A 24,762-nucleotide genomic window follows, 5' to 3' on the forward strand; every position below is an offset into this window, starting at 1 on the left:
CCCCCTGCCGGAGTCCCCCGCCCCGTGATCCTTCGCCACGCCTTCATCCCGCTCGACAACGCCCGCCTGTCGCACCTGTGCGGCAGCGTCGACGAACACCTGCGCAGCATCGAGTCGGCCTTCGGCGTCAGCATCTCGCGGCGCAACGAATCGTTCCGCATCGATGGCCCGAAGGCGAGCGCCGAGCGCGCGGTGGCCCTGCTGCAGACGCTGTACGGCCGCTCGCGCCGCCCGATCGCCGCCGAGACGCTGCAGCTGGCGATCACCGAGGCGCTGGCCGACGATTCGCAGGCGCGGCCGCGCACGCCCCGCGTCGGGCGCCCGGCGCTGCGCGAGGCGGTCCAGGGCGACGTGCAGGGCGAAGGGGCCGGTGACGATGAGGAGGTCCTGCTGCGCACCCGCCGCCCCGACCTGACCGGCCGCACGCCGAACCAGCAGCTGTACCTGCGCAACATCCTGGCGCACGACATCACCTTCGGCATCGGACCGGCCGGCACCGGCAAGACCTTCCTCGCGGTGGCCTGCGCGGTCGATGCGCTGGAGCGCAGCAGCGTGCAGCGCATCATCCTCACGCGGCCGGCGGTCGAGGCCGGCGAACGGCTCGGCTTCCTGCCCGGCGACCTGGCGCAGAAGGTCGACCCCTACCTGCGCCCGCTGTACGACGCGCTGTACGACCTGATGGGCATGGACAAGGTCGCCCGCGCGTTCGAGAAGGGCAACATCGAGATCGCGCCGCTCGCCTTCATGCGCGGGCGCACGCTGAACCATGCGTTCGTGATCCTCGACGAGGCGCAGAACACCACGCGCGAGCAGATGAAGATGTTCCTGACGCGCATCGGCTTCGGCAGCAAGTGCGTCGTCACCGGCGACGTCAGCCAGATCGACCTGCCGCGCGGCACCGACAGCGGGCTGATCGACGCCGAGCGGGTGCTGCGCCGCGTCGCCGGCATCGCGATGACGCGCTTCACCGCCGCCGACGTCGTGCGCCACCCGCTGGTCGCGCGCATCGTCGAGGCCTACGACGCGACCCCGGCGGAGCGCCTCTGACCATGGCCGTCGCACGGGATGACCTGAGCCTGTCGCTGCAGTTCGCCGACGCATCGCACCGCGCCGAGCTGCCCCGCCACAAGGTGGCACGCTGGATCCGCGCGGCGCTGGCCGCGCCGGGCGAGATCACGGTGCGCATCGTCGATGCCGACGAAGGCCGCGCGCTGAACCGCGACTACCGCGGCAAGGACTACGCGACCAACGTGCTGACCTTCGACTACAGCCACACGCCGGTGGTGGTGGCCGACCTGATCCTGTGCGCGCCGGTCGTCGAGGCCGAGGCCCGCGCGCAGGGCATCGCGCTGCAGGCGCACTATGCGCACCTGCTGGTGCACGGCACGCTGCATGCGCAAGGGCACGACCACGAGCAGGAAGACGAAGCGGTCGAGATGGAGGCCGAGGAGACGCGCATCCTGGCCGGGTTGGGCGTCGCCGATCCGTACGCCCGCTGAGCCGCGCGTCGGCTAGCGAGGGCGCCTGGAGGTGCTCAGGTAGCGCTTGCGCCAGAAGAACCAGCCGAGCGTGCCGGCGATCACCAGCATGAAGCCGCTGGCCATCCAGACGCCGTCGCCGCTGTGGATCAGCGGCAGCCCCTCGAAATTCATCCCGAAGAAGCCGGTGACCAGGTTCAGCGGCAGGAAGATCGCGGTCAGCACCGTCAGCGTGCGCATGATGTCGTTGGTGCGGTTGCTCTGCGCCGAGAAATGCATCTGCACCGCGGTCTCGGCAGACGATTCGAGCCGCCGCACGTGGCTCAGCACGCGCTCGATGTGCTCCAGCACGTCGCGCGAGCGCACCCGCAGCAGCTCGCGGTCGCGCGCCGCCTTGGGGTCCGGCTCGTCCGGCCATTCGTCGAGCGAGTCGATCCATTCGACGATCGCGCTGCGCTGGTCTTCGCAGGTGTCTTCCAGCAGGTGGAGCGAGTTGCGCGACTCGAGCAGCACCTGCCAGCTGTCGAACTGGCTGCGCGGGTTGAACAGCTCCTGCTGCAGGTAGCCGAGCTGCCGCGTCAGCAGCCGGCGCAGCTCGAGGTAGCTGTCGACCATGTGGTTCAGCATGCGCAGCATCAGGTCGGCCGGGCTGGCCGGCAGGCGCATCGCGCCGCGCGGCTCGTAGCGCTGGTCGGCGCCTTCGACCATCTGCTGCAGCTTGCTCGCGAAGAAGTCGCGCACCTGGCAGTCGGTCGGGTGCACCGTCATCAGCACGCGGTCGAACACCGCGAAGCCGACCGGGCTGGTGTCGATCGCCTCGAGCGCACGCCGGGCGGTGCTGGCGGTGCCGCTCTGGTCGTCGAGGAACAGCCCGGCGCTGCCGCTGCCGGCGGCGAGCCGGCGGAACACCATCAGGTCGTACCACGAGGTGTAGTCGAAGTGCGACGGCAGCTGGTTGTTCAGCAGGTCGGAGATGTGCAGGTCGACCAGCTGGCCGCCGGTCCAGCGCTGCAGCCCGGCCTGCACCTCGGCGACGTTGACCTCGAACTCGCGCCGCGCGGTGCCGATCCACAGGTAGCCGGTGGGCGGCAGCTTGTCGGGCAGCGATTCGATCTCGGTGAACTGCTCGGCCGTGATGTGGAAGATGCGCATGCCCGGAGCTGCAGTGTCAGCCCTGCTGCCGCAGCAGGCGGGCGGCGTCGAGCGCGAAGTAGGTCAGCACGCCGTCGGCACCGGCACGCTTGAACGCGAGCAGGCTTTCGAGCATCACCGCGTCGTGGTCGAGCCAGCCCTGCGCCGCGGCGGCCTTGACCATCGCGTACTCGCCGCTCACCTGGTAGGCGAAGGTCGGCACGCGGAATTCGTCCTTCACGCGGCGCACGATGTCGAGGTAGGGCAGGCCGGGCTTGACCATGACCATGTCGGCGCCTTCGGCCAGGTCGAGCGCGACCTCGCGCAACGCCTCGTCGCTGTTGCCCGGGTCCATCTGGTAGACCTTCTTGTTCGCCTTGCCGAGGCTTTTCGCCGAGCCGACCGCATCGCGGAACGGGCCGTAGAAGGCGCTCGCGTACTTGGCGCTGTACGCCATGATCCGCGTGTGGATCAGGCCGCGCGCTTCGAGCGCGTTGCGGATCGCGCCGATGCGGCCGTCCATCATGTCGCTCGGCGCGACGATGTCGACGCCGGCCTCGGCCTGCACCAGCGCCTGGCCGGTCAGCACCTTCACGGTGTCGTCGTTGCGGATGTAGCCGGTCTCGTCGGGCAGGCCGTCCTGGCCATGGGTCGTGAACGGGTCGAGCGCGACATCGGTCAGCAGGCCGAGCTGCGGGAACTGCTTCTTCAGTTCGCGCACCACGGTGGGCACCAGGCCCTTCGGGTTCAGCGCCTCGCTGCCGTCCTCGGTCTTCAGCGACGGCTCGATGACCGGAAACAAGGCCATCACCGGGACGCCGAGCTTCACGCATTCTTCGGCCAGCGGCATCAGCCGGTCGAGGCTGACGCGCTGCACGCCGGGCATCGATGCGACGTCGTGCACCTGGCCGTGGCCGTCCTGCACGAACACCGGGTAGATCAGGTCGCTGGGGTGCAGGCGGTTTTCGCGCACGAGGGCGCGGGTGGATTCGTCGCGGCGCAGGCGGCGCGGGCGGCTGGCGGGAAAGGGTGCGGGCGGCAGCATGGCTTCTTCTGAGGGCGGTTGCGACGCGGGGGCCGGCCGCCGAAACCGATGTGACGATGAGACATCGGGACTTTTTACGTGTAAATCCCGGGCGGCGGCCCTTCAACAGCCCGGCACTCATCTGCTAAAGTCGCCACTGAATGATAGCCGCAAGGTCGTCATTCCCTGCTTTTCCTCCCTGAGCAGGAGCCTTACCGTGATGACAGCGATGAGGCTTTTCAACCCCGGCCTTGACGGTCGGGGTTTTCTTTTTGTGGAATGACAACCCCTCGTCGACGAGTACCTCGCCGATCCCCCGAGGGGCTGCCGGTCGGCTTGCGGCCCGGCGCTCGACCGGCCTCCATAATCCCGCGGATGAGCAGCCTCTATCCCTGGGTCAAGGCCCTTCACCTGATCTTCGTCGCGAGCTGGTTCGCCGGTCTCTTTTACCTGCCGCGCCTGTTCGTCAACCTCGCGTCGGTGCCGGCCGACAGCCACGCCGAACGTGAGCGCCTGCTGCTGATGGCACGCAAGCTCTATCGCTTCACCAGTTTCCTGATGGTGCCGGCCCTGCTGTTCGGCCTGTGGCTGTGGCTCGGCTTCGGCGTCGGGCGCGGACCCGGCAACGGCTGGCTGCACGCCAAGCTCGCGCTGGTGGTGCTGGCGATCGGCTACCACCACGGCTGCCGCGCGTTGCTGCGCAGGTTCGAGCAGTTCGAGAACCGCCGCAGCGAGCGCTGGTTCCGCTTCTTCAACGAGACCGCGATCCTGCTGTTCGCCGCGATCGTCGTGCTGGTGGTCGTCAAGCCCTTCTGATCCGGACATGGCTCGGCATCGCAGCTCGGCCGGACCGTTGGCGTGGCTGTATGCCGCGCTGATCGTCTATGCGAGCCTGTCGCCGTTCACCGGCTGGAAGCAACCGATGGCGCTTCCGCTGGCCGGGCTCGGCCACCTGCCGTGGCAGCGCTACTGGACCGCGTTCGACGTGGTCTCCAACCTGCTCGGCTACATGCCGCTGGGCGCGCTCACGGTGGGGGCGCTGGTGCGCTCCGGGCGGCGCGTGTCGCTCGCCTTCATCGCGGCGCTGCTGGCCGGCGCATTGCTGTCGTTCCTGATGGAGAGCCTGCAGAACTGGCTGCCGCAGCGCGTGCCCTCCATGCTCGACTGGCTGCTGAACGCCGCCGGCACGCTGGCTGGTGCGCTGGTCGCGGTCGCGGTGCAGGCCCTCGGCGGCATCGAGCGCTGGCAGACGCTGCGCGACCGCTGGTTCGTTGCCCGCAGTGCCGGCGGCCTGCTGCTGTTGCTGCTGTGGCCGGTCGGCCTGCTGTTCCCGACACCGGTGCCGCTCGGCCTCGGCCAGGTGCTGGTGCGGCTGCAGGAACTGGCCGCCGAGGCATTGGGCGGCACGCCGTGGTCGGTCTGGACCGAAGACTGGGCCGATGCGAGCGCCGCGATGACGCCCTTGTCGCGCGTCAGCGAGCTGCTGACGATCCTGCTCGGCCTGCTGGCGCCCTGCCTGGTCGCCTACACCATCGTGCGACCGGGCTGGCGCCGTGCGGTGACGGTGCCCGGCGCGGCCCTGCTCGGTTTCGCGACCACCACGCTGTCGACCGCACTGAACTTCGGCCCGCAACACGCGCTGGCCTGGCTGACGCCGCCTGCACTGCCCGGGCTGCTGGCCGGTGCGATCGCCGGGCTGCTGCTGTTGCGCATTCCGCGCCGCGGCGCGGCCGGGCTCGGCCTGGTGGTCGTGACGGCGCTGGTCGCGCTGGTGGCGCAGGCACCGACCGATCCGTACTACGCCGAAAGCCTGCAGGGCTGGGAGCAGGGACGCTTCATCCGCTTCCACGGCCTCGCGCAATGGATCGGCTGGCTGTGGCCGTATGCGGCGCTGGTCTACCTGCTCGCCCGCGTGACGGCCAGGGACAACGCCGAGCGCGGCACCGGGGATGCGCAGGCAGGTCCGTAAAATGCGCCGATGACCTATTTCAAGCGCCACATCTTCTTCTGCCTGAACCAGCGTGACAAAGGCGAAGACAGCTGTGCCAACCACCATGCGCAGGCCGGCTTCGAACGCTGCAAGTCCCGCACGAAGGCCGAGAAGCTGGCCGGCCCCGGCGGCGTGCGGGTCAACAAGGCCGGTTGCCTCGACCGCTGCGCCGGCGGGCCGGTGGCGGTCGTCTACCCGGAAGCGGTCTGGTACACCTACATCGACGATGCCGACATCGACGAGATCGTCGAATCGCACCTGAAGAACGGCGTGGTGGTCGAGCGGCTGCTGCTGCCGGACTCGGTCGGCCGCTGACCGGTGCAGCGCCGATGAATTCGAAGACCGTCAAGGTGTCGACGCCCGGCCCGGCAGGTGCGCTCGAATGCGCGCTCGACCGCCCCGAAGGCGAGTCGCGCGGCGTGGCCGTGATCTGCCACCCGCACCCGCAGCAGGGCGGCACGATGGACAACAAGGTGGTGCAGACGCTGGCGCGCGCCTTCCTGCAGCTGGGCTACCGCACGGTGCGTTTCAACTTCCGCGGCGTGGCGGCTTCCGAGGGCGCGTGGGACGAGGGCCAGGGCGAGATCGACGACGCGCTGGCGGTGATCGCCGCGCACCGCGATCCGGCCCTGCCGCTCGCGCTCGCGGGGTTCTCGTTCGGTGGCTACGTCGCGTCGCAGGCCGCCGCGCGCCTGCCCGAAGGTGCGAAGGTCGAGCGGCTGGTGCTGGTCGGGCCGTCGACGCAAAAACAGAAGGTCGCGCCGGTGCCGGAGGAAACTTTGGTGATCCACGGCGAGTCGGACGACATCGTGCCGCTGTCGGCCACCCTCGACTGGGCACGACCGCAATCCCTGCCGGTGGTGGTCATCCCCGGCGTGGGCCATTTCTTTCACGGGCAGCTGGCGCTGCTGAAGAACCTGGTGGTGCGGTCCTGGCATCGTTGATGCCGGGGCTTTGCGTACCGCCCAACCTGATCCGATGTTCATGAAAAGACTGATTGCCCTCGTGCTGGCGCTTGGCGCCGCCACCGTCTCGTCCGTGTCGTACGCGCAGGCGCCTCAGCCGCCCGAGATCGCGGCCAAGAGCTACCTGCTGCTCGACATCACCACCGGCCAGACCCTCGCCGAGCGCGAGGCCGATGCGCCGGCCGATCCGGCCTCGCTGACCAAGCTGATGACCGCCTACCTGGTGTTCGGAGCACTGCGCGACCACAAGCTGACGATGGAGCAGACGCTGCCGGTGTCGCTGCGTGCCTGGCAGGAGCGCAAGGGCGGCGGCTCGCTGATGTTCATCGAGCCGCGCAGCACGCCGAAGGTCGAGGACCTGCTGCGTGGGCTGATCGTCAACTCGGGCAACGACGCCGCGGTGGTGCTGGCCGAAGGCGTCGCCGGCACGCTCGACCAGTTCATCGAGCTGATGAACCGCCAGTCGCAGGCCTTCGGCCTGAAGAACACCCAGTTCAAGAACGCCACCGGGCTGACCGAGCCGGGCCACAAGAGCACCGCCCGCGACATGGCGGTGATCGCGAGCCGCATCATTCGCGACTTCCCCGAGTACTACCCGATCTACTCGATCAAGAAGTACCACTACGACGGCGCGCCGATCAGCAACGAGAACAACCGCAACGTGCTGCTGACGCGCGATCCCACCGTCGACGGCATGAAGACCGGCTACACCGAGGCGGCCGGCTACTGCATGGTGGTGTCGGCGCAGCGCGATTTCCCGAACCTGGCGGTCAACGGCGCCGGCGGCGGCAAGCGCCGCCTGCTCAGCGTGGTGCTGAACGCGGCTTCGATGGATGCCCGCGCGAACGAGAGCCAGAAGCTGCTGAACTGGGGCTTCCAGGCCTTCGACACGGTGCGCCTGTTCGAGGGCTCGAAGGCGGTGGCCACGGTGCCGGTCTGGAAGGGCGCGACGCGCGAGGCCCAGCTGGGCGCGGCGAACGGCGTCTTCGTCAGCGTGCCCAAGGGCGAGGGCGCGAAGCTGCAGACGAAGATCGAGCGCACCGATCCGCTGGTCGCGCCGCTGACGCAGGGTCAGCGCGTCGGCACGCTGAAAGTCACGACCTCGGCCGGCGCGCCGGTGGCCGAGCTGCCGCTGGTGGTGCTGACCGCCGTCGAGCAGGCCGGCATCTTCGGTCGCGCCTGGGACGCCCTGCGGCTGTGGATCAAGTAAGCTCGTCCGTTCCCATCGCATCTGTTCCCGGGAGCCTGCATGCAAGCGATTCCTGACACCCTGTGCTACCTCAACGGCGAGTACGGCCCGCTGCGCGACGCCAAGGTGTCGGTGCTGGACCGCGGATTCGTCTTCGGCGACGGCATCTACGAGGTGGTGCCGGTCTACGGCCGGCGCCTGTTCCGCTTCGATGAGCACCTCGCGCGGCTGAACCGCAGCCTCGGCAAGGTGCGCATCGCGAGCCCGTTCGACCGGGCGCAGTGGCTGGAACGCTGCCGCCGGCTGATCGACGCGCAGGCGGCCGACGACCAGCTGTTGTACATCCAGGTCACGCGCGGCGTCGCGGTGCGCGACCATGTGATGCCGCCCGATCTGACGCCGACGGTGTTCATGATGGCCAACCCGATGAAGCCGGCCAGCGCCGAGCAGCGCCACCAGGGCGTGACCTGCGTCACCGCGCGCGACTTCCGCTGGGAGCGCGGCGACATCAAGTCGGTGTCGCTGCTCGGCAACGTGCTGGCCCGCCAGATCTCGGCCGACCACGGCGCGGTGGAGACGATCATGTTCCGCGATGGCTTCCTGACCGAAGCGTCGTCCAGCAACGTCTGGGTGGTGCACGAAGGCGCGGTGCTCGGTGCGCCGAAGAGCGAGCACGTGCTCGAAGGCATCCGCTACGAACTGATCCGCGAGCTGTGCGAGGAAGCCGGCATCGGCTACAACCTGCGCCCGATCTCCGAGGCCGAGGTGCTGGGCGCCGACGAGCTGATGCTGAGCTCGGCCACCAAGGAGGTGCTGGCGGTCACGCAGGTCGACGGCGAAGCCGTGGGCCATGGGGCGTTGCGCGGCAAGCCCGGCCCCGTTTACGCGAAGCTGTACGAGGCGTACCAGCGCGCCAAGACATTGCAGTCGATTTGAATTTTCCGCAGGTCCCCCCATCTGCGAGGGCATGAACGCCACGATGCAAGACATTCCGCCCGACCAGTCGCTGATCGACTACCCGTCCCGTTTCCCGATCAAGGTGATGGGCGCCAATGTCGACGGCTTCGTGCATGCGATCACGACGATCGCGAAGCAGTTCGACCCCGATTTCGACGCGTCCACCGTCGAGATCCGCCCCAGCAGCGGCAACAAGTACCTGGGCGTGACCGTCACCGTCACCGCCACCAGCCGCGAGCAGCTCGACGAGCTGTACCGCACGCTGTCGACCCACCCGCTGGTCAAGGTGGTGCTGTGACCGTGGTGCGGTGACGTGGCCGCGTTGCTGAAGCTGCTCGGCCCGACCGACTACGCGGCGGCCGCGCAGGCGATGCGCGAGTTCACCGAACAGCGCACGGCCGACACGCCGGACGAGATCTGGCTCTGCGAGCACCCGCCGGTCTACACGCAGGGCCTGGCCGGCAAGGCCGAGCACGTGCTGGACCCGCACGGCATCCCGGTGGTGCAGACGAACCGCGGCGGCCAGGTCACGTACCACGGCCCCGGGCAGGTGGTGGCCTACCCGCTGATCGACCTGCGCCGGCTCGGCATCTACGTGAAGGAATACGTCTATCGGCTGGAACACTGCGTCATCAAGACGCTGGAAGGCTTCGGCATCACCGGCCACCGGGTCGCAGCCGCGCCGGGCATCTACGTGAACCTGTCGGACCCGACCGGGCATGCCGCGCTGAGCGGGCCGCGCCTGGATGAATTCGAAGGCCTGGGCAAGGTCGCCGCGCTGGGCATCAAGGTCAGCCGGCACTGCACCTACCACGGCGTCGCGCTGAACGTGGCGATGGACCTGAGCCCCTTCAGCGGCATCAACCCCTGCGGCTACGCCGGGTTGCAAACGGTCGACTTGGCTACACTGGGCGTCCGCACCGACTGGACCACCGCGGCGCAGCGGCTGGGCGACCGGCTCGCGTCGCACCTGAGCTGACACCCTGAGCTGACCCGTCGGCCGCCCCAAGAAAGTACCCCCGATGTCGACCGAGAACGTCATCCACCAGGCCCAGGACGCGGCCCACTACGATGCGAGCGCCAAGCAGAAGGCGCAGGCCAAGACGGCCCGCATCCCGATCAAGATCGTCGCAGCCGAGACGCTGAAGAAGCCGGACTGGATCCGCGTGAAGGCCGGCTCGCCGACCACCCGCTTCTACGAGATCAAGCAGATCCTGCGCGAGCACAAGCTGCACACGGTCTGCGAAGAAGCCTCGTGCCCGAACATCGGCGAATGCTTCGGCAAGGGCACGGCCACCTTCATGATCATGGGCGACAAGTGCACCCGGCGCTGCCCGTTCTGCGACGTCGGACACGGCCGGCCGGATCCGCTGGACGCGGACGAGCCGCTGAACCTCGCGAAGACGATCGCGGCGCTGCGCCTGAAGTACGTCGTGATCACCAGCGTCGACCGCGACGACCTGCGCGACGGCGGCGCGGCGCATTTCGTCGAATGCATCCAGCGCACCCGCGAGCTGTCGCCCGACACCCGCATCGAGATCCTGACGCCCGACTTCCGCGGCCGCATGGACCGCGCGCTGGAGATCCTGAAGGCGGCACCGCCGGACGTGATGAACCACAACCTCGAGACCGCGCCGCGCCTGTACAAGGAAGCGCGCCCGGGCTCGGACTATGCGTATTCGCTGAACCTGCTGAAGCGCTTCAAGGAATTCGCGCCGCATGTGCCGACCAAGAGCGGGCTGATGGTCGGCCTGGGCGAGACCGACGAAGAGATCCTGCAGGTGATGCGCGACATGCGCGAGCACGGCATCGACATGCTGACGATCGGCCAGTACCTCGCGCCGAGCGGCCACCACCTGCCGGTGCGGCGCTACGTGCACCCGGACACCTTCAAGATGTTCGAGGACGAGGCGCTGAAGATGGGCTTCACGCACGCAGCGGTCGGCGCGATGGTGCGTTCGAGCTACCACGCCGACCAGCAAGCCCACGAAGCGGGCGTTTCGAACGCGATCTGATCGGCCTCACGCCTCGGCGAGCAGCTTTTCGACCAGCGCCTGCAACGCCTCGAAGTCCGGCTGGCCGACATAGCGCTTGACGATCTCGCCGCGCTTGTTGATCAGCACCGTGGTCGGCGTGCCGTGGATCGGGCCGAAGCGGTCGGCCACCGCGCCGGTGTTGTCGATCACGACGGTGAACGGCAGGCGCCGCGATTCGGCGAAGTGAATCACCGACGCCGGCGCGTCGTAGCTCATCGCCACGGCCAGCGTCTCGAAGCCGCGCGCCTTGAACCGGTTGTGGGTGTCGATCACCTGCGGCATCTCGTGCACGCAGGTCGAGCAGGTGGTGGCCCAGAAGTTGACCAGCACGACCTGCCCCTTCAACTGCGCGACACTGCTGTGGCTGCCGTCGAGGCGGGTGAACGCGGCGTCGGGCGCCATCTGCGGCCGGTCGTCGCCCGACAGCACGGCATAAGCCCCACAGGCCGCTGCTGCGATTGCCAGAACAGTCGACGCAACGGCAAGATGGAGGGCCAATTTCATGGGGTGCGATCGATGCAACGCAGAAAGTTTACGTCAGGGGTGCTCGCGGGCCTGGGCGTGTGGACTTGGAACGGCTCGGCCTGGGCCTTCAGCCTGAGCGAAGGCGATGCCGCTTCGGGCATCCGGGCGGCGCTGGAGCGCGGCGCGGTGTCGGCGGTCAGCCTGCTCGGCCGGCCCGACGGTTTTCTCGCGAACCCGAAGGTGCACATCCCGTTGCCCGGCTTCCTGAACGATGCCGCGCGCTTCCTGAAGGCGACCGGCCAGCAACGCCGCGTCGACGAGCTCGAGACCTCGTTGAACCGCGCCGCCGAGGCCGCGGTTCCGGAGGCGAAGACGCTGCTGGTCGGCGCCGTCAAGAGCATGAGCGTCGACGACGCCAAGGGCATCCTGACCGGTGGCGACGGCTCGGTGACGCAGTTCTTCTCGGCCAAGACCCGCGAGCCGCTGGGCGTGCGCTTCCTGCCGATCGTCAAGCGCGCCACCGAGAAGGTGTCGCTGGTCGACAAGTACAACGCGGTGGCCGGCAAGGCGGCGAGCTTCGGGCTGCTGAAGCCGCAGGACGCCAACATCCACAGCTACGTGACGGAGAAGGCGCTCGACGGGCTGTTCGTGATGATCGGCGAAGAAGAGCACAAGATCCGCGAGAACCCGGTCGCGACCGGGAGCGCGATCCTGAAGAAGGTGTTCGGCAGCCTCAAGTAGTCTTCGACAGCTCGAACATCAGCGCCGACGGCAGCGAGGTCAGGATCGCGTCGCGCCCGACGCGCGCCATGTTCAGCCCGCCGAAGCCCGAGATCTCGAACGCGTTGCCTTCTTCGATGATCTCGATGAACACCACCTCGGAGCCGGCCGAGTCGACCTCGCTGCGCAGCTCGTTGAAGCGGTCGCCGCGCAGCACCGCCTCGACGACGATCGCATGCGGCAGGCCGCTGCGGCAGAAGTCGCGGGCTTCCTCGATCGAGGTCACGAAGTCGACCAGCAGGCCCATGTTGCGCACCGCGTCGCGCACCTGCACGCGCACGTCGCGTCGCGACGCGACCACCAGCACGTGGCTGCCGGCCAGCGGCTTGGTGCGGGACGACGGTGCGAAGCCGCGGTCGAGTTCGAGGATGCTGAGGCCTTCGAGCTGCTCGCTGACGGTGCGCGGGAACTCGATCGACAGCGTCACGTGGCTGCCTTCGATCTTGCGTTCGATCGGCAGGCCCATCGTCCACGCGGTCTGCTCGAGCAGGCGCCAGTCGATCGAATCCAGCGGCGAGCCGTCTTCCACCGTGGCCGGCGGCAGGTCGGCCTGGTCTTCGGGCTGGTAGGCGAACTTGCTGACCAGGCGCGCATGCGTCGGCCAGGTCTTGATGTCGATGCGGTACTCGATGGTCGATTGCGCATGGCGCAGCGACCAGTCGAGCAGCGCGTTGAACAGGCTGAACAGCAGCGAGGCATCGACGATCACGTCGGCCGGCTTCAGGATCTGCTTGATGTGGATGCCGCGCGCCTGGGTTTCGGCCGCGCGCTGCGTCAGCACGTCCTTCAGCGTCTGCGTCAGCGGCAGGCGTTCGTGTGTCTGGCGCAGCCGGCCGGAGGCCAGGCGGCCGAGCTGCTGGCCGGCGATGCTGATCGCGCGGGCCCGCTGCAGCTCGTCGGCCAGGCAGCGCAGGCTGACGCGGTCGATGCGGCCGGTGCCGGCGAGGGTCATGACGCGCTCCAGCGCGCTGGTCAGCGGTGTCGCCATTTCGGCGCTGAGTTCGCTGACGACGTCCCGCCAGTGGTCCCGCTCTTCCGGCTCGTGGCCAGCGTCGTGGTGAGCGGGTGCGACTGCGCGGTCGAGTTCGGTCATGTCCATGTTGGCGTCCCTGTCCGTGAAAGAACGGCTTGTGCGGGTTTGTCACCCTTGGTTGCAAGTGTCGTTCAGGCAGACAGGCGTGGTCACCCCCCGATCGCGCAAATCCCCCGAGGTCGGGGGTGTCGCGCTGTCAGTTACAGGACCTTCTGACGATGCAGCTCGGCGCGCTCGGCGTCGGTCCAGCCGAACTCGGCCAGCACCTCGTCGGTGTGCTCGCCCAGCAGCGGCGGCGCGCGACGGTATTGCACCGGCGTTTCGGACAGCTTGATCGGGCTCGCGACCACGCGCAGCGTGTCGGCCAGCGGATGCGGCATCGGCACGGTCATGCCGCGGGATTGCACCTGCGGGTCGGCGAACACCTCGGCGAGGTCGTTGATCGCGCCGCACGGGACCTTCGCGGCCTCGAGGGCCGACAGCCAGTGCTGCTTCGGACGGGCCGCGATCAGTTCCGCCAGCAGCGGCACCAGCACGGCGCGGTGGCGCACGCGGTCGGCATTGCGGGCGAAGCGCGGATCGGCGGCCAGTTCCGGGCGGCCGGCCACCTCGCAGAACTTGGCGAACTGGCCGTCGTTGCCGACCGCGAGGATCATGTGGCCGTCCGCGGTCTCGAACACCTGGTACGGGACGATGTTCTGGTGCGCATTGCCGGCGCGGGCCGGGGCGGTACCTGTGGCGAGGAAGTTGGCACCGAGGTTGGCCAGCATCGCGACCTGCGTGTCGAGCAGCGCCATGTCGACCGCCTGGCCCTGGCCGGTGGCGTCGCGGTGGCGCAGGGCGGCCAGGATCGCGACGCTGGCGTACATGCCGGTGAACAGGTCCGCCACCGCGACGCCGACCTTCTGCGGGCCGCCGCCGGGCAGGTCGTCGCGTTCGCCGGTCACGCTCATCAGGCCGCCGATGCCCTGGATCGCGTAGTCGTAGCCGGCGCGTTCGGCATACGGGCCGGTCTGGCCGAAGCCGGTGACCGAGCAGTAGACGAGCCGCGGGTACAGCGCTCGCAGCGTGGCGGCGTCCAGTCCGTAACGGGCCATGTCGCCGACCTTGAAGTTCTCGATGAACACATCGCACTGCGCCGCCAGCCGGCGGATCAGCGCCTGGCCTTCCGGTTGCGCGATGTCGACCGTGATCGAGCGCTTGTTGCGGTTGGCGCCGAGGTAGTAGGCGGCCTCGGCGGTGTCCTCGCCGTCACGTCCCTTCAGGAACGGCGGGCCCCAGCCGCGGGTGTCGTCGCCGCCGCTGCCGTTGCGCAGCGGGCGCTCGACCTTGATCACGTCGGCGCCCAGGTCGGCCAGCGTCTGGGTGCACCAGGGGCCGGCCAGCACCCGCGACAGGTCGAGGACGCGGATGCCGGACAGCGGCAGGGGCGTGGAAGAGGAGGTGCTCATGCGGGCCATTGTGGCGCTGCGGCCCGGGATAATCGGCCGATGCCATCCCCTCGCCTCTGCGCCGCCGCCTGCCTGGCCCTGGCGGCCTGCACGCCGTCGCTCGACTGGCGTGAAATCCGCCCCGCCGGGGGTGGGGTGCTCGCGCTGTTCCCATGCCGGCCGTCGCACGACGAGCGGACCGTGCCGCTGGCCGGTGCGCCGGCGAAGATGGCGCTGCAGTCGTGCCAGGCCGCCGGAGCGACCTTCGCGCTCAGCTTCACCGACGTGCAAGACCCTGCGCGTGTCGCCGCGACGATCGACGCGTTGCGCACGGCGGCCGGCAGCAACGTGGGCGGCGCGCCGGTCATGGGCGCCGCGGCCGCGGTGGCCGGCATGACGCCGAACCCGCTGGCGCAGCGCGTGCGTGTCGACGGGCGCTTCCCGGACGGCACGGCCGTGCGCGAGGAACTGCTGTTCTTCGTCAAGGGCACCGTGGTCTACCAGGCGACCGTGCTCGGTGCGCGCGTGGACCCATCGGCGGTCGACACCTTTTTCGACGGTTTGAAGCTCGGCGGGTGACCTCGTCCGGGGGCCGCATGACGCCGGCGTGTCAGCGCGTGGCGGCCCACCAGCGTTGTGGATCCATGCCGGTTTGGTGCACATCTGTGGTTTTTGTGGCGAGTCGATGCCACAGCGTTGGCCCCGGCCACCAAGTCGGCGGCTCGAACTGCCGATAATCGAAAACCATGCCCGGTCTTCTCATCATTGCCCACGCACCACTGGCGTCATCGCTGAAAGCGGTGGCCCAGCACACCTTCCCGGACTGTGCCCGGTCGGTCGAGGCGCTCGACGTGCTGCCCGGCACGCCGGTCGAGGAGGTCGAGCGCCAGGCGCGCGAGATGCTGGGTCGCGTGAGCAACCCCGATGCGCTGATTTTTGCCGACGTGTTCGGCGCCACCCCCTGCAACGTGGCGCAACGCCTCGCCGACGGCCTGCACGTGAAGGTCATCGCCGGCGTCAACGTGCCGATGCTGTGGCGCTCTCTTTGCTATGCCGACGAATCCCTCGACGCGATGGCAGCCCGTGCGATGGCTGGCGCCACGCAGGGCGTGATGCAAGTGGCCTCCGCGCGCCCGCAGAACCAGGCCTTCAAACCAGGCGGAAATGACCAAAACCAGCATCACCATCAGCAATAAGCTCGGCCTGCACGCCCGTGCCTCGGCCAAGCTCAGCAAGCTTGCAGGCAGTTTCCAGTGTGAGATCCTGATGAGCCGCAACGGCCGCCAGGTCAATGCCAAGAGCATCATGGGCGTCATGATGCTGGCCGCCGGGATCGGAACCGAGGTCGAACTCGAGACCGCCGGCGTCGACGAAGAGGCTGCGATGCAGGCCCTCGTCGCGCTGATCAACGACAAGTTCGGCGAAGGCGAATGACGCGGTAGCGCGCCACGGGGCCGTGGCCCCGGGCGCCGCTCACTGCCCCAGGAAGTGCTTGCGGTAGCGCAGCGGCAGGTCGGCGATGCGCATCAGCATCGGCAGGTCGGCGGTGTTGAAGTCGGGATCCCAGGCCGGCGGGCCCAGCACCTTGGCGCCGCAGCGCAGGTAGCCCTTGATCAGCGCGGGCGCCTCGACGACGAGGTCGTGCTGCAGTTCGTCGACCGGCAGCGCGAGCCGCGGCTGCACCTGCAGCTCGATCGGCGCCAGGTGCGTGTGGCGCAACTGCTCCCACAGGCTGGCGGCGAAGTGGCCGCCGTCGCGCATGCTGACGCTTGCGCAGCCGACCATCGTGTCCAGCTTGTTGCGCACCATGAATTCAGCCAGCGCGCCCCACAGCGCCAGGATTGCGCCGCCAGAGCGCCAGGCCGGGTGCACGCACGAGCGGCCCAGTTCCACCATCGTCGAGCGCAGCGGGCGCAGCCGCGTCAGATCGAACTCGGTCTCGCTGTACAGGCCGCCGATGCGGCGTGCCGAATCCGGCGTCAGCACGCGGTAGGTGCCGATCACCGGGCCGGGTTCGCCGCGCTCGCCCGGCGCGCGCACCAGCAGGTGCTCGCAGAACGGGTCGAACATGTCGATGTCGTGGCCGGCCGGCGAGCCGTGCGGCACGCTCAGGCGCGCGCCCATTTCTTCGGCGAAAACCAGGTGCCTCAGGCGCTGCGCCTGGCGAACTTCGTCTTCATCGCGTGCCCAAACAATTTCCAGCTGAGCAGCATCGATCCGGCGCGCTTGTGGAGTGGGTGAGCTTTCGTGAAGTGACCTCCGGGACGTGTCACCACGCAAATCGGACAGAGGCATCGTCGGCAGGGGCAGGTCCCTCATGGCGTTCTCCTGTGAACTGCCGAGATGGTGGGTCCGCATGGTGACGCGTCCATGAACCCGGGATGACGCGCCGATGACATTGCGCGTTTCCCCACGTGCAACAGCAGCGCCCGCTGCTACGATCGTCCGATGAGCTTCCAGGTCTTCGGATTGCCGGTGTCACGGGGTGTCGCGATCGGCCGCGCGGTGATGGTCGCGTCGAGCCGGGTCGACGTCGCGCACTATTTCATCGAGGCGTCGCAGGTCGCCTCGGAAATCGAGCGGCTGCGCACCGCGCGCGATGCGGTCGCCGAAGAATTGACGACGCTGCAGCGCGACTTGCCCGCCGATGCGCCGGGCGAGCTGTCGGCGCTGCTCGACGTGCACCTGATGCTGCTGCATGACGACTCGCTGACCGGCGCCACCAAGACCTGGATCCAGGAGCGCCACTACAACGGCGAATGGGCGCTCTCGGCGCAGCTGGAGGTGCTGGCGCGCCAGTTCGACGAGATGGAAGACGACTACCTGCGGGAACGCAAGGCTGACCTGGAGCAGGTGGTCGAGCGCCTGCTGCGGGCGATGGCGCGGGGGCCGCTGTCGGATTCGGCGCCGGCGCCGGGCGTCAGTCCGCGGGATTTTGGCGGCGAGGACCCGCTGGTGCTGGTGGCGAACGACATTGCGCCGGCCGACATGCTGCAGTTCAAGCGCAGCATCTTCACCGGCTTCATCACCGACGTCGGCGGCAAGACCTCGCACACCGCGATCGTCGCGCGCAGCATGGACATCCCGGCGGTGGTCGGTGCGCGCGAGGCCAGCCACATCATCCGCCAGGACGACTGGGTGGTGATCGACGGCGACTGCGGGGCGGTGATCGTCAACCCGTCGCCGATCGTGCTCGAGGAATACCGCTTCCGGCAGCGCCAGAGCGGGCTGGAGCGCGACCGCCTGGCGCGGCTGCGGCACACGCCGGCCGTGACGATGGATGGCGAGCGGGTGGAGCTGCAGGCGAACATCGAGCTGCCGGTGGACGCCATCGGCGCACTGGAGGCGGGCGCGGTCGGCGTGGGGCTGTTCCGCAGCGAATTCCTGTTCATGAACCGCGGCAGCGAACTGCCGGGTGAGGACGAGCAGTACGAGGCGTACCGGGCGGCCGTCGAGGCGATGCGGGGCTTGCCGGTGACGATCCGCACGGTCGACATCGGCGCCGACAAGCAGCTCGATCGCATGTCGGTCAACGAACTCCGGCACGAGCACGCGCTGAATCCGGCGCTCGGCCTGCGGGCGATTCGCTGGAGCCTGTCGGAGCCGGGGATGTTCCGGCAGCAGTTGCGCGCAATCCTGCGGGCGGCGGCGGTCGGACCGGTGCGAATCCTCGTGCCGATGGTGGCGCACCTGAGCGAAGTGCGGATGTTCCTGGAGGCGCTGGAGCGGGCCCGGCAGCAGCTGGCGGATTCCGGCAGGCCGTGTGGCGAGGTGGAGGTCGGCGCCATGATCGAAGTGCCGGCCGCCGCGCTCGCGTTGCCCTTGCTGCTGAAGCACTTCGACTTCGTGTCGATCGGCACCAACGACCTGATCCAGTACACGCTGGCGATCGACCGCGCCGACGAAGCGGTGTCGCATCTCTACGACCCATGGCACCCGGCGGTGCTCGGATTGATCGCGCAGACGATCGCGTACGCGCGTGCGGCTGGCAAGGGCGTGAGCGTTTGCGGCGAGATGGCGGGGGATCCCGAGTTCACCGACCTGCTGCTGGCGATGGGGTTGCGCAACTTCTCGATGCACCCGTCGCAGATCGCGTCAATCAAGCAACGGGTCTTGCGGGCAGACACGCGCCGCCTGGCGCCGCTGCTGCCGAACATTCTCCAGAGCGAGGACCCGGCGTCGGTATGCCGCAGGGCGCAAGCGAGCTTACAGGCCGTGGGACTTCATCAGTAATTTCGTGACAGTCTCGCGAAGCTTGAAAAATCGATGCTATAGTCGTGGTCTTCGCTGATCACTGATCAACGAAGCGACCAAGACAACTGATTGGTTTCGGCGGGCGGCGAAAGCGGCAAGCGGAAAAAATCAAAAACAAGTTGTTGAGGTTGAGCAAAAAGGTGCTACAGTCTAAGGCTGCGCTGAACGAGACAGATCGAACAGCAAAGCAAGACGGCGAAGCCGGTTTGCAGCTCTTTAAAAACTAACAGCCGATAAGTGTGGGCTGGAATTTGATGAATAACGNGACCAAGACAACTGATTGGTTTCGGCGGGCGGCGAAAGCGGCGAGCGGAAAAAAATCAAAAACAAGTTGTTGAGGTTGAGCAAAAAGGTGCTACAGTCTAAGGCTGCGCTGAACGAGACAGATCGAACAGCAAAGCAAGACGGCGAAGCCGGTTTGCAGCTCTTTAAAAACTAACAGCCGATAAGTGTGGGCGTTGAAAGGCGAGCACCGAAGAGTCGAAAGACTCGCGGTCTCATGGACCTTAAACGCTCATAGAAGTGAAGTTCACTTCAATTCTTTGAGTAATTTATCAAGATCGAACTGAAGAGTTTGATCCTGGCTCAGATTGAACGCTGGCGGCATGCCTTACACATGCAAGTCGAACGGCAGCACGGGAGCAATCCTGGTGGCGAGTGGCGAACGGGTGAGTAATATATCGGAACGTGCCCAGTTGTGGGGGATAGCCCGGCGAAAGCCGGATTAATACCGCATACGACCTGAGGGTGAAAGCGGGGGATCGCAAGACCTCGCGCAATTGGAGCGGCCGATATCAGATTAGCTAGTTGGTGGGGTAAAAGCCTACCAAGGCGACGATCTGTAGCTGGTCTGAGAGGACGACCAGCCACACTGGGACTGAGACACGGCCCAGACTCCTACGGGAGGCAGCAGTGGGGAATTTTGGACAATGGGCGCAAGCCTGATCCAGCCATGCCGCGTGCGGGAAGAAGGCCTTCGGGTTGTAAACCGCTTTTGTCAGGGAAGAAACGGTCTGACCTAATACGTTGGACTAATGACGGTACCTGAAGAATAAGCACCGGCTAACTACGTGCCAGCAGCCGCGGTAATACGTAGGGTGCAAGCGTTAATCGGAATTACTGGGCGTAAAGCGTGCGCAGGCGGCTATGCAAGACAGATGTGAAATCCCCGGGCTCAACCTGGGAACTGCATTTGTGACTGCATGGCTAGAGTACGGTAGAGGGGGATGGAATTCCGCGTGTAGCAGTGAAATGCGTAGATATGCGGAGGAACACCGATGGCGAAGGCAATCCCCTGGACCTGTACTGACGCTCATGCACGAAAGCGTGGGGAGCAAACAGGATTAGATACCCTGGTAGTCCACGCCCTAAACGATGTCAACTGGTTGTTGGACGGCTTGCTGTTCAGTAACGAAGCTAACGCGTGAAGTTGACCGCCTGGGGAGTACGGCCGCAAGGTTGAAACTCAAAGGAATTGACGGGGACCCGCACAAGCGGTGGATGATGTGGTTTAATTCGATGCAACGCGAAAAACCTTACCTACCCTTGACATGTCTAGAAGTTACCAGAGATGGTTTCGTGCTCGAAAGAGAACTAGAACACAGGTGCTGCATGGCCGTCGTCAGCTCGTGTCGTGAGATGTTGGGTTAAGTCCCGCAACGAGCGCAACCCTTATCATTAGTTGCTACGCAAGGGCACTCTAATGAGACTGCCGGTGACAAACCGGAGGAAGGTGGGGATGACGTCAGGTCATCATGGCCCTTATGGGTAGGGCTACACACGTCATACAATGGCCGGTACAGAGGGCTGCCAACCCGCGAGGGGGAGCTAATCTCAGAAAACCGGTCGTAGTCCGGATCGCAGTCTGCAACTCGACTGCGTGAAGTCGGAATCGCTAGTAATCGCGGATCAGCTTGCCGCGGTGAATACGTTCCCGGGTCTTGTACACACCGCCCGTCACACCATGGGAGCGGGTTCTGCCAGAAGTAGTTAGCCTAACCGCAAGGGGGGCGATTACCACGGCAGGGTTCGTGACTGGGGTGAAGTCGTAACAAGGTAGCCGTATCGGAAGGTGCGGCTGGATCACCTCCTTTCTGGAAAAAAGTGGTGCTCAATTTTTAGCGCCCACGCTTATCGGCTGTTGTGACAACAGTTCAAGAGAACGGTTCAATCCGGAACAAGGGTCTGTAGCTCAGCTGGTTAGAGCACCGTCTTGATAAGGCGGGGGTCGTTGGTTCGAGCCCAACTAGACCCACCAACTTCCATCGGGGGATTAGCTCAGCTGGGAGAGCACCTGCTTTGCAAGCAGGGGGTCGTCGGTTCGATCCCGTCATCCTCCACCATGATTCGTTCAGTGCTTCGCGCAGAAGCAGTTCTCTTGAAGAAGAAACTCGTCGCTGACGCAAGCAGCTTGGCCTGAACGCCAGGCTGTTGTCGTCAGCGATTCGAAAGAATCGGCTGTTGCTCTTTAACAATTTGTAGAGTCGAAAATCAGCGTTGTCGGCGGAAAGCAGACCGGAAGGGATGCACCGTGCCGCCGATGACGAACTTGATTGCGTCAACAGATATTCAACTTGAGTTGGTTGATCGAAAGATCGATTGAAGCGAGTTTTGAAGAACGGCATAACGCGAAATACTCAAACAGTCATTGACCGGTGCTTGTGAAGAACAGGCATCAAAGTTATAGGGTCAAGTGACTAAGTGCATGTGGTGGATGCCTTGGCGATTACAGGCGACGAAGGACGTGATAGCCTGCGATAAGCTTCGGGGAGCTGGCAAATTAGCTTTGATCCGGAGATTTCCGAATGGGGAAACCCGACCGTAAGGTCATCGCATACTGAATACATAGGTATGCGAGGCGAACCGGGTGAACTGAAACATCTCAGTAGCTCGAGGAAAAGACATCAACCGAGATTCCGAAAGTAGTGGCGAGCGAAATCGGAAGAGCCTGCACGTTTTAGCATCTTGCATATCAGAACGGAATGGAAAGTCCGGCCATAGCGGGTGATAGCCCCGTATGAAAAATGTAGGGTGTGGAACTAGGCGTGCGACAAGTAGGGCGGGACACGTGTAATCCTGTCTGAATATGGGGGGACCATCCTCCAAGGCTAAATACTCGTAATCGACCGATAGTGAACTAGTACCGTGAGGGAAAGGCGAAAAGAACCCCGGGAGGGGAGTGAAATAGATCCTGAAACCGCATGCATACAAACAGTCGGAGCCCGCAAGGGTGACGGCGTACCTTTTGTATAATGGGTCAGCGACTTACATTCAGTGGCAAGGTTAACCGAATAGGGAAGCCGTAGAGAAATCGAGTCCGAATAGGGCGTTCAGTCGCTGGGTGTAGACCCGAAACCAAGTGATCTATCCATGGCCAGGATGAAGGTGAGGTAACACTTACTGGAGGTCCGAACCGACTAGTGTTGCAAAACTAGCGGATGAGCTGTGGATAGGGGTGAAAGGCTAAACAAACTTGGAAATAGCTGGTTCTCTCCGAAAACTATTTAGGTAGTGCCTCAAGTATTACCGTCGGGGGTAGAGCACTGTTATGGCTAGGGGGTCATGGCGACTTACCAAACCATTGCAAACTCCGAATACCGATGAGTACAGCTTGGGAGACAGTGCACCGGGTGCTAACGTCCGGACACAAGAGGGAAACAACCCAGACCGCCAGCTAAGGTCCCCAAAATTGGCTAAGTGGGAAACGAAGTGGGAAGGCTAAAACAGTCAGGATGTTGGCTTAGAAGCAGCCATCATTTAAAGAAAGCGTAATAGCTCACTGATCGAGTCGTCCTGCGCGGAAGATGTAACGGGGCTAAGCCAGTTACCGAAGCTGCGGATTTGCTAGCAATAGCAAGTGGTAGGAGAGCGTTCTGTAAGCCTGTGAAGGTGGCTTGTGAAGGCTGCTGGAGGTATCAGAAGTGCGAATGCTGACATGAGTAGCGTTAAAGGGGGTGAAAAGCCCCCTCGCCGAAAGCGCAAGGTTTCCTACGCAACGTTCATCGGCGTAGGGTGAGTCGGCCCCTAAGGCGAGGCAGAGATGCGTAGCTGATGGGAAACAGGTCAATATTCCTGTACCGATATGCAGTGCGATGTGGGGACGGAGAAGGTTAGCTCAGCCGGGTGTTGGATGTCCCGGTTCAAGCGTGTAGTCATACCCTTTAGGCAAATCCGGAGGGTTTAGATGAGGCGTGATAACGAGGAGGCTTGCCTCCGAAGTGAGTGATACCCTGCTTCCAGGAAAAGCCACTAAGCTTCAGCTGCATACGACCGTACCGCAAACCGACACTGGTGCGCGAGATGAGTATTCTAAGGCGCTTGAGAGAACTCTGGAGAAGGAACTCGGCAAATTGACACCGTAACTTCGGAAGAAGGTGTGCCTTTAGTAGGTGAACCATTTACTTGGGGAGCCCAATGAGGCCGCAGAGAATCGGTGGCTGCGACTGTTTATTAAAAACACAGCACTCTGCAAAGACGAAAGTCGACGTATAGGGTGTGACGCCTGCCCGGTGCTGGAAGATTAAATGATGGGGTGCAAGCTCTTGACTGAAGTCCCAGTAAACGGCGGCCGTAACTATAACGGTCCTAAGGTAGCGAAATTCCTTGTCGGGTAAGTTCCGACCTGCACGAATGGCGTAACGATGGCCACACTGTCTCCTCCAGAGACTCAGCGAAGTTGAAATGTTTGTGATGATGCAATCTCCCCGCGGAAAGACGGAAAGACCCCATGAACCTTTACTGTAGCTTTACATTGGACTTTGAACAGATCTGTGTAGGATAGGTGGGAGGCTTTGAAGCGGTGCCGCTAGGTGTCGTGGAGCCAACGTTGAAATACCACCCTGGTGTGTTTGAGGTTCTAACCTTGGCCCGTTATCCGGGTTGGGGACAGTGTATGGTGGGCAGTTTGACTGGGGCGGTCTCCTCCCAAAGCGTAACGGAGGAGTTCGAAGGTACGCTAGGCACGGTCGGAAATCGTGCTGATAGTGCATTGGCATAAGCGTGCTTGACTGCGAGACTGACAAGTCGAGCAGGTACGAAAGTAGGACAAAGTGATCCGGTGGTTCTGTATGGAAGGGCCATCGCTCAACGGATAAAAGGTACTCTGGGGATAACAGGCTGATACCGCCCAAGAGTTCATATCGACGGCGGTGTTTGGCACCTCGATGTCGGCTCATCTCATCCTGGGGCTGTAGCCGGTCCCAAGGGTATGGCTGTTCGCCATTTAAAGAGGTACGTGAGCTGGGTTTAAAACGTCGTGAGACAGTTTGGTCCCTATCTTCCGTGGGCGCTGCAAGATTGAGAGAGCCTGCTCCTAGTACGAGAGGACCGGAGTGGACGCACCTCTGGTGTATCGGTTGTCACGCCAGTGGCATCGCCGAGTAGCTATGTGCGGAAGAGATAACCGCTGAAAGCATCTAAGCGGGAAACTCGTCTCAAGATGAGTCTTGCCGGGGCCTTGAGCCCCCTGAAGAGTCGTTCGAGACCAGGACGTTGATAGGCTGGGTGTGGAAGCGCAGTAATGCGTTAAGCTAACCAGTACTAATTGCTCGTGAGGCTTGACCCTATAACTTTGATCTAACGATCAAAGTCTGTTTGAGATCAAGCGTTGTGCAGTTCTTCCAACGAATATCCTTGAACCCAATCAAGTTCTCCAAAAGCTGATTTATTCGCCTCCCGATCCCAGCGATCAGGACGCCGACTCTACAAATTGGTCGCAAAGCTCGAATCCCAACAGATTCAGCTCGGCGGCAACAAGTTAAGCCTGATGACCATAGCGAGGTGGTCCCACTCCTTCCCATCCCGAACAGGACAGTGAAACGCCTCAGCGCCGATGATAGTGCGGGTTCCCGTGTGAAAGTAGGACATCGTCAGGCTATTAATAAAGCCAGCCCCCGTCTCCTCCCAAGGTGACGGGGGTTTCGCTTTGGGGGAACCGGTTTTGCGGGATGCAAATTCCGGGGATGTGAATSCGCCTTGGCAGACACCGGACCGGCGAGCTCAGGACACCCTCAACTCCCGACGCAGTATCTT

General features: G+C 64.9%; 22 protein-coding genes, 2 tRNA genes and 3 rRNA genes. 21 read left to right on the plus strand and 6 right to left on the minus strand.

All coding sequences use genetic code 11. The annotated features are described in order from the left end of the window. The first annotated feature begins 24 nt into the window (after window positions 1-24). A complete protein-coding gene (locus ASC98_RS12130; protein WP_056804563.1) occupies window positions 25-1,047 on the plus strand; it encodes a PhoH family protein in 1,023 nt (340 codons plus the stop codon). Between the two features lie 2 nt (window positions 1,048-1,049). After that, a complete protein-coding gene (gene ybeY, locus ASC98_RS12135) occupies window positions 1,050-1,499 on the plus strand; it encodes an rRNA maturation RNase YbeY (protein WP_056804566.1) in 450 nt (149 codons plus the stop codon). Window positions 1,500-1,511: 12 nt separating this feature from the next. Here the strand turns inward: ybeY and ASC98_RS12140 are convergent, their stop codons facing one another. Together ASC98_RS12140 and hemB are read right to left on the minus strand one after the other, a co-directional pair. Further along, window positions 1,512-2,630 carry a magnesium transporter CorA family protein gene (locus ASC98_RS12140; protein ID WP_056804569.1) on the minus strand — a complete coding sequence of 373 codons (1,119 nt, stop codon included), beginning with the start codon at window positions 2,628-2,630 and terminating at the stop codon, window positions 1,512-1,514. A 16-nt stretch (window positions 2,631-2,646) separates the two neighbouring features. Continuing rightward, a complete protein-coding gene (gene hemB, locus ASC98_RS12145; RefSeq protein ID WP_056804572.1) occupies window positions 2,647-3,654 on the minus strand; it encodes a porphobilinogen synthase in 1,008 nt (335 codons plus the stop codon). A gap of 354 nt (window positions 3,655-4,008) precedes the next feature. Here hemB and ASC98_RS12150 point away from each other — a divergent pair, with 354 nt between their 5' ends. From ASC98_RS12150 to lipA, 9 genes are read left to right on the plus strand one after another with little or no spacing between them, the layout of a single operon-like run. Continuing rightward, on the plus strand, window positions 4,009-4,449 hold the full coding sequence (locus ASC98_RS12150; protein WP_056804574.1) for a CopD family protein: 441 nt from the start codon (window positions 4,009-4,011) through the stop codon (window positions 4,447-4,449). A 7-nt stretch (window positions 4,450-4,456) separates the two neighbouring features. Then, entirely contained in the window at window positions 4,457-5,602 is a 1,146-nt protein-coding gene (locus tag ASC98_RS12155; RefSeq protein ID WP_056804577.1) for a VanZ family protein, read from the plus strand. A 9-nt stretch (window positions 5,603-5,611) separates the two neighbouring features. Continuing rightward, a complete protein-coding gene (locus ASC98_RS12160; protein ID WP_056804579.1) occupies window positions 5,612-5,938 on the plus strand; it encodes a ferredoxin in 327 nt (108 codons plus the stop codon). A gap of 14 nt (window positions 5,939-5,952) precedes the next feature. Further along, entirely contained in the window at window positions 5,953-6,567 is a 615-nt protein-coding gene (locus ASC98_RS12165; protein ID WP_056804582.1) for an alpha/beta hydrolase, read from the plus strand. Between the two features lie 40 nt (window positions 6,568-6,607). Beyond that, window positions 6,608-7,798 (plus strand): D-alanyl-D-alanine carboxypeptidase family protein, encoded by a 1,191-nt coding sequence (locus ASC98_RS12170; RefSeq protein ID WP_056804856.1) that lies wholly within the window; start codon window positions 6,608-6,610, stop codon window positions 7,796-7,798. 39 nt (window positions 7,799-7,837) lie between these two features. Beyond that, window positions 7,838-8,713: a D-amino acid aminotransferase gene (locus ASC98_RS12175; protein ID WP_056804586.1), complete on the plus strand. Its 876-nt coding sequence runs from the start codon at window positions 7,838-7,840 to the stop codon at window positions 8,711-8,713. A gap of 43 nt (window positions 8,714-8,756) precedes the next feature. Then, a complete protein-coding gene (locus ASC98_RS12180) occupies window positions 8,757-9,032 on the plus strand; it encodes a YbeD family protein (RefSeq protein ID WP_056804859.1) in 276 nt (91 codons plus the stop codon). A 15-nt stretch (window positions 9,033-9,047) separates the two neighbouring features. After that, window positions 9,048-9,713, plus strand: coding sequence for a lipoyl(octanoyl) transferase LipB (gene lipB / locus ASC98_RS12185; protein WP_255358638.1), 666 nt, complete (start codon window positions 9,048-9,050; stop codon window positions 9,711-9,713). A 43-nt stretch (window positions 9,714-9,756) separates the two neighbouring features. Beyond that, a complete protein-coding gene (gene lipA / locus ASC98_RS12190) occupies window positions 9,757-10,749 on the plus strand; it encodes a lipoyl synthase (protein ID WP_056804589.1) in 993 nt (330 codons plus the stop codon). 6 nt (window positions 10,750-10,755) lie between these two features. Here lipA and ASC98_RS12195 read toward each other — a convergent pair whose 3' ends face one another. Beyond that, window positions 10,756-11,274, minus strand: a complete 519-nt coding sequence (locus ASC98_RS12195; protein ID WP_056804592.1) for a TlpA disulfide reductase family protein — start codon at window positions 11,272-11,274, stop codon at window positions 10,756-10,758. 12 nt (window positions 11,275-11,286) lie between these two features. Between ASC98_RS12195 and ASC98_RS12200 the strand changes: the two genes are divergently transcribed. Then, complete coding sequence (locus ASC98_RS12200) at window positions 11,287-11,976, plus strand: DUF4197 domain-containing protein (RefSeq protein ID WP_056804594.1); 690 nt, start codon at window positions 11,287-11,289, stop codon at window positions 11,974-11,976. On the opposite strand, the gene ASC98_RS12205 is transcribed toward ASC98_RS12200, so the two are convergent. Further along, window positions 11,969-13,114 carry a hypothetical protein gene (locus ASC98_RS12205; RefSeq protein WP_056804597.1) on the minus strand — a complete coding sequence of 382 codons (1,146 nt, stop codon included), beginning with the start codon at window positions 13,112-13,114 and terminating at the stop codon, window positions 11,969-11,971. The genes ASC98_RS12200 and ASC98_RS12205 overlap by 8 nt on opposite strands. Window positions 13,115-13,248: 134 nt before the next feature. Beyond that, window positions 13,249-14,499 (minus strand): CaiB/BaiF CoA-transferase family protein, encoded by a 1,251-nt coding sequence (locus ASC98_RS12210; RefSeq protein ID WP_056804865.1) that lies wholly within the window; start codon window positions 14,497-14,499, stop codon window positions 13,249-13,251. 39 nt (window positions 14,500-14,538) lie between these two features. On the opposite strand from ASC98_RS12210, the gene ASC98_RS12215 reads away from it, so the two are divergent. The 3 genes from ASC98_RS12215 (at window position 14,539) to ASC98_RS12225 (ending at window position 15,912) form a co-directional block, all read left to right on the plus strand. Then, on the plus strand, window positions 14,539-15,057 hold the full coding sequence (locus tag ASC98_RS12215; RefSeq protein WP_157597877.1) for a hypothetical protein: 519 nt from the start codon (window positions 14,539-14,541) through the stop codon (window positions 15,055-15,057). 167 nt (window positions 15,058-15,224) lie between these two features. After that, window positions 15,225-15,674 (plus strand): PTS sugar transporter subunit IIA, encoded by a 450-nt coding sequence (locus ASC98_RS12220; protein WP_056804604.1) that lies wholly within the window; start codon window positions 15,225-15,227, stop codon window positions 15,672-15,674. Next, window positions 15,643-15,912 (plus strand): HPr family phosphocarrier protein, encoded by a 270-nt coding sequence (locus ASC98_RS12225; protein ID WP_056804607.1) that lies wholly within the window; start codon window positions 15,643-15,645, stop codon window positions 15,910-15,912. The genes ASC98_RS12220 and ASC98_RS12225 overlap by 32 nt, the downstream gene beginning before the upstream one ends. Window positions 15,913-15,951: 39 nt before the next feature. Here the strand turns inward: ASC98_RS12225 and ASC98_RS12230 are convergent, their stop codons facing one another. Beyond that, window positions 15,952-16,797, minus strand: coding sequence for a GNAT family N-acetyltransferase (locus tag ASC98_RS12230; RefSeq protein ID WP_056804609.1), 846 nt, complete (start codon window positions 16,795-16,797; stop codon window positions 15,952-15,954). 129 nt (window positions 16,798-16,926) lie between these two features. Between ASC98_RS12230 and ptsP the strand changes: the two genes are divergently transcribed. From ptsP to rrf, 6 genes are all read left to right on the plus strand, one after another. Further along, window positions 16,927-18,711, plus strand: coding sequence for a phosphoenolpyruvate--protein phosphotransferase (gene ptsP / locus ASC98_RS12235; protein ID WP_056804612.1), 1,785 nt, complete (start codon window positions 16,927-16,929; stop codon window positions 18,709-18,711). A 583-nt stretch (window positions 18,712-19,294) separates the two neighbouring features. Next, window positions 19,295-20,825 (plus strand): 16S ribosomal RNA (locus tag ASC98_RS12240). 87 nt (window positions 20,826-20,912) lie between these two features. Continuing rightward, window positions 20,913-20,989: transfer RNA gene (locus tag ASC98_RS12245), tRNA-Ile, on the plus strand. A gap of 9 nt (window positions 20,990-20,998) precedes the next feature. Beyond that, window positions 20,999-21,074 (plus strand) — tRNA-Ala (locus ASC98_RS12250). Window positions 21,075-21,418: 344 nt separating this feature from the next. Further along, window positions 21,419-24,295, plus strand: a 23S ribosomal RNA gene (locus ASC98_RS12255). A gap of 197 nt (window positions 24,296-24,492) precedes the next feature. After that, window positions 24,493-24,605: ribosomal RNA gene (gene rrf, locus ASC98_RS12260) — 5S ribosomal RNA — on the plus strand. The 16S, 23S and 5S rRNA genes sit together here with 2 tRNA genes alongside, the layout of an rRNA operon. Window positions 24,606-24,762 lie beyond the last annotated feature (157 nt).

The organism is Rhizobacter sp. Root1238 (genome assembly GCF_001425825.1).
Classification (GTDB): domain Bacteria; phylum Pseudomonadota; class Gammaproteobacteria; order Burkholderiales; family Burkholderiaceae_C; genus Rhizobacter.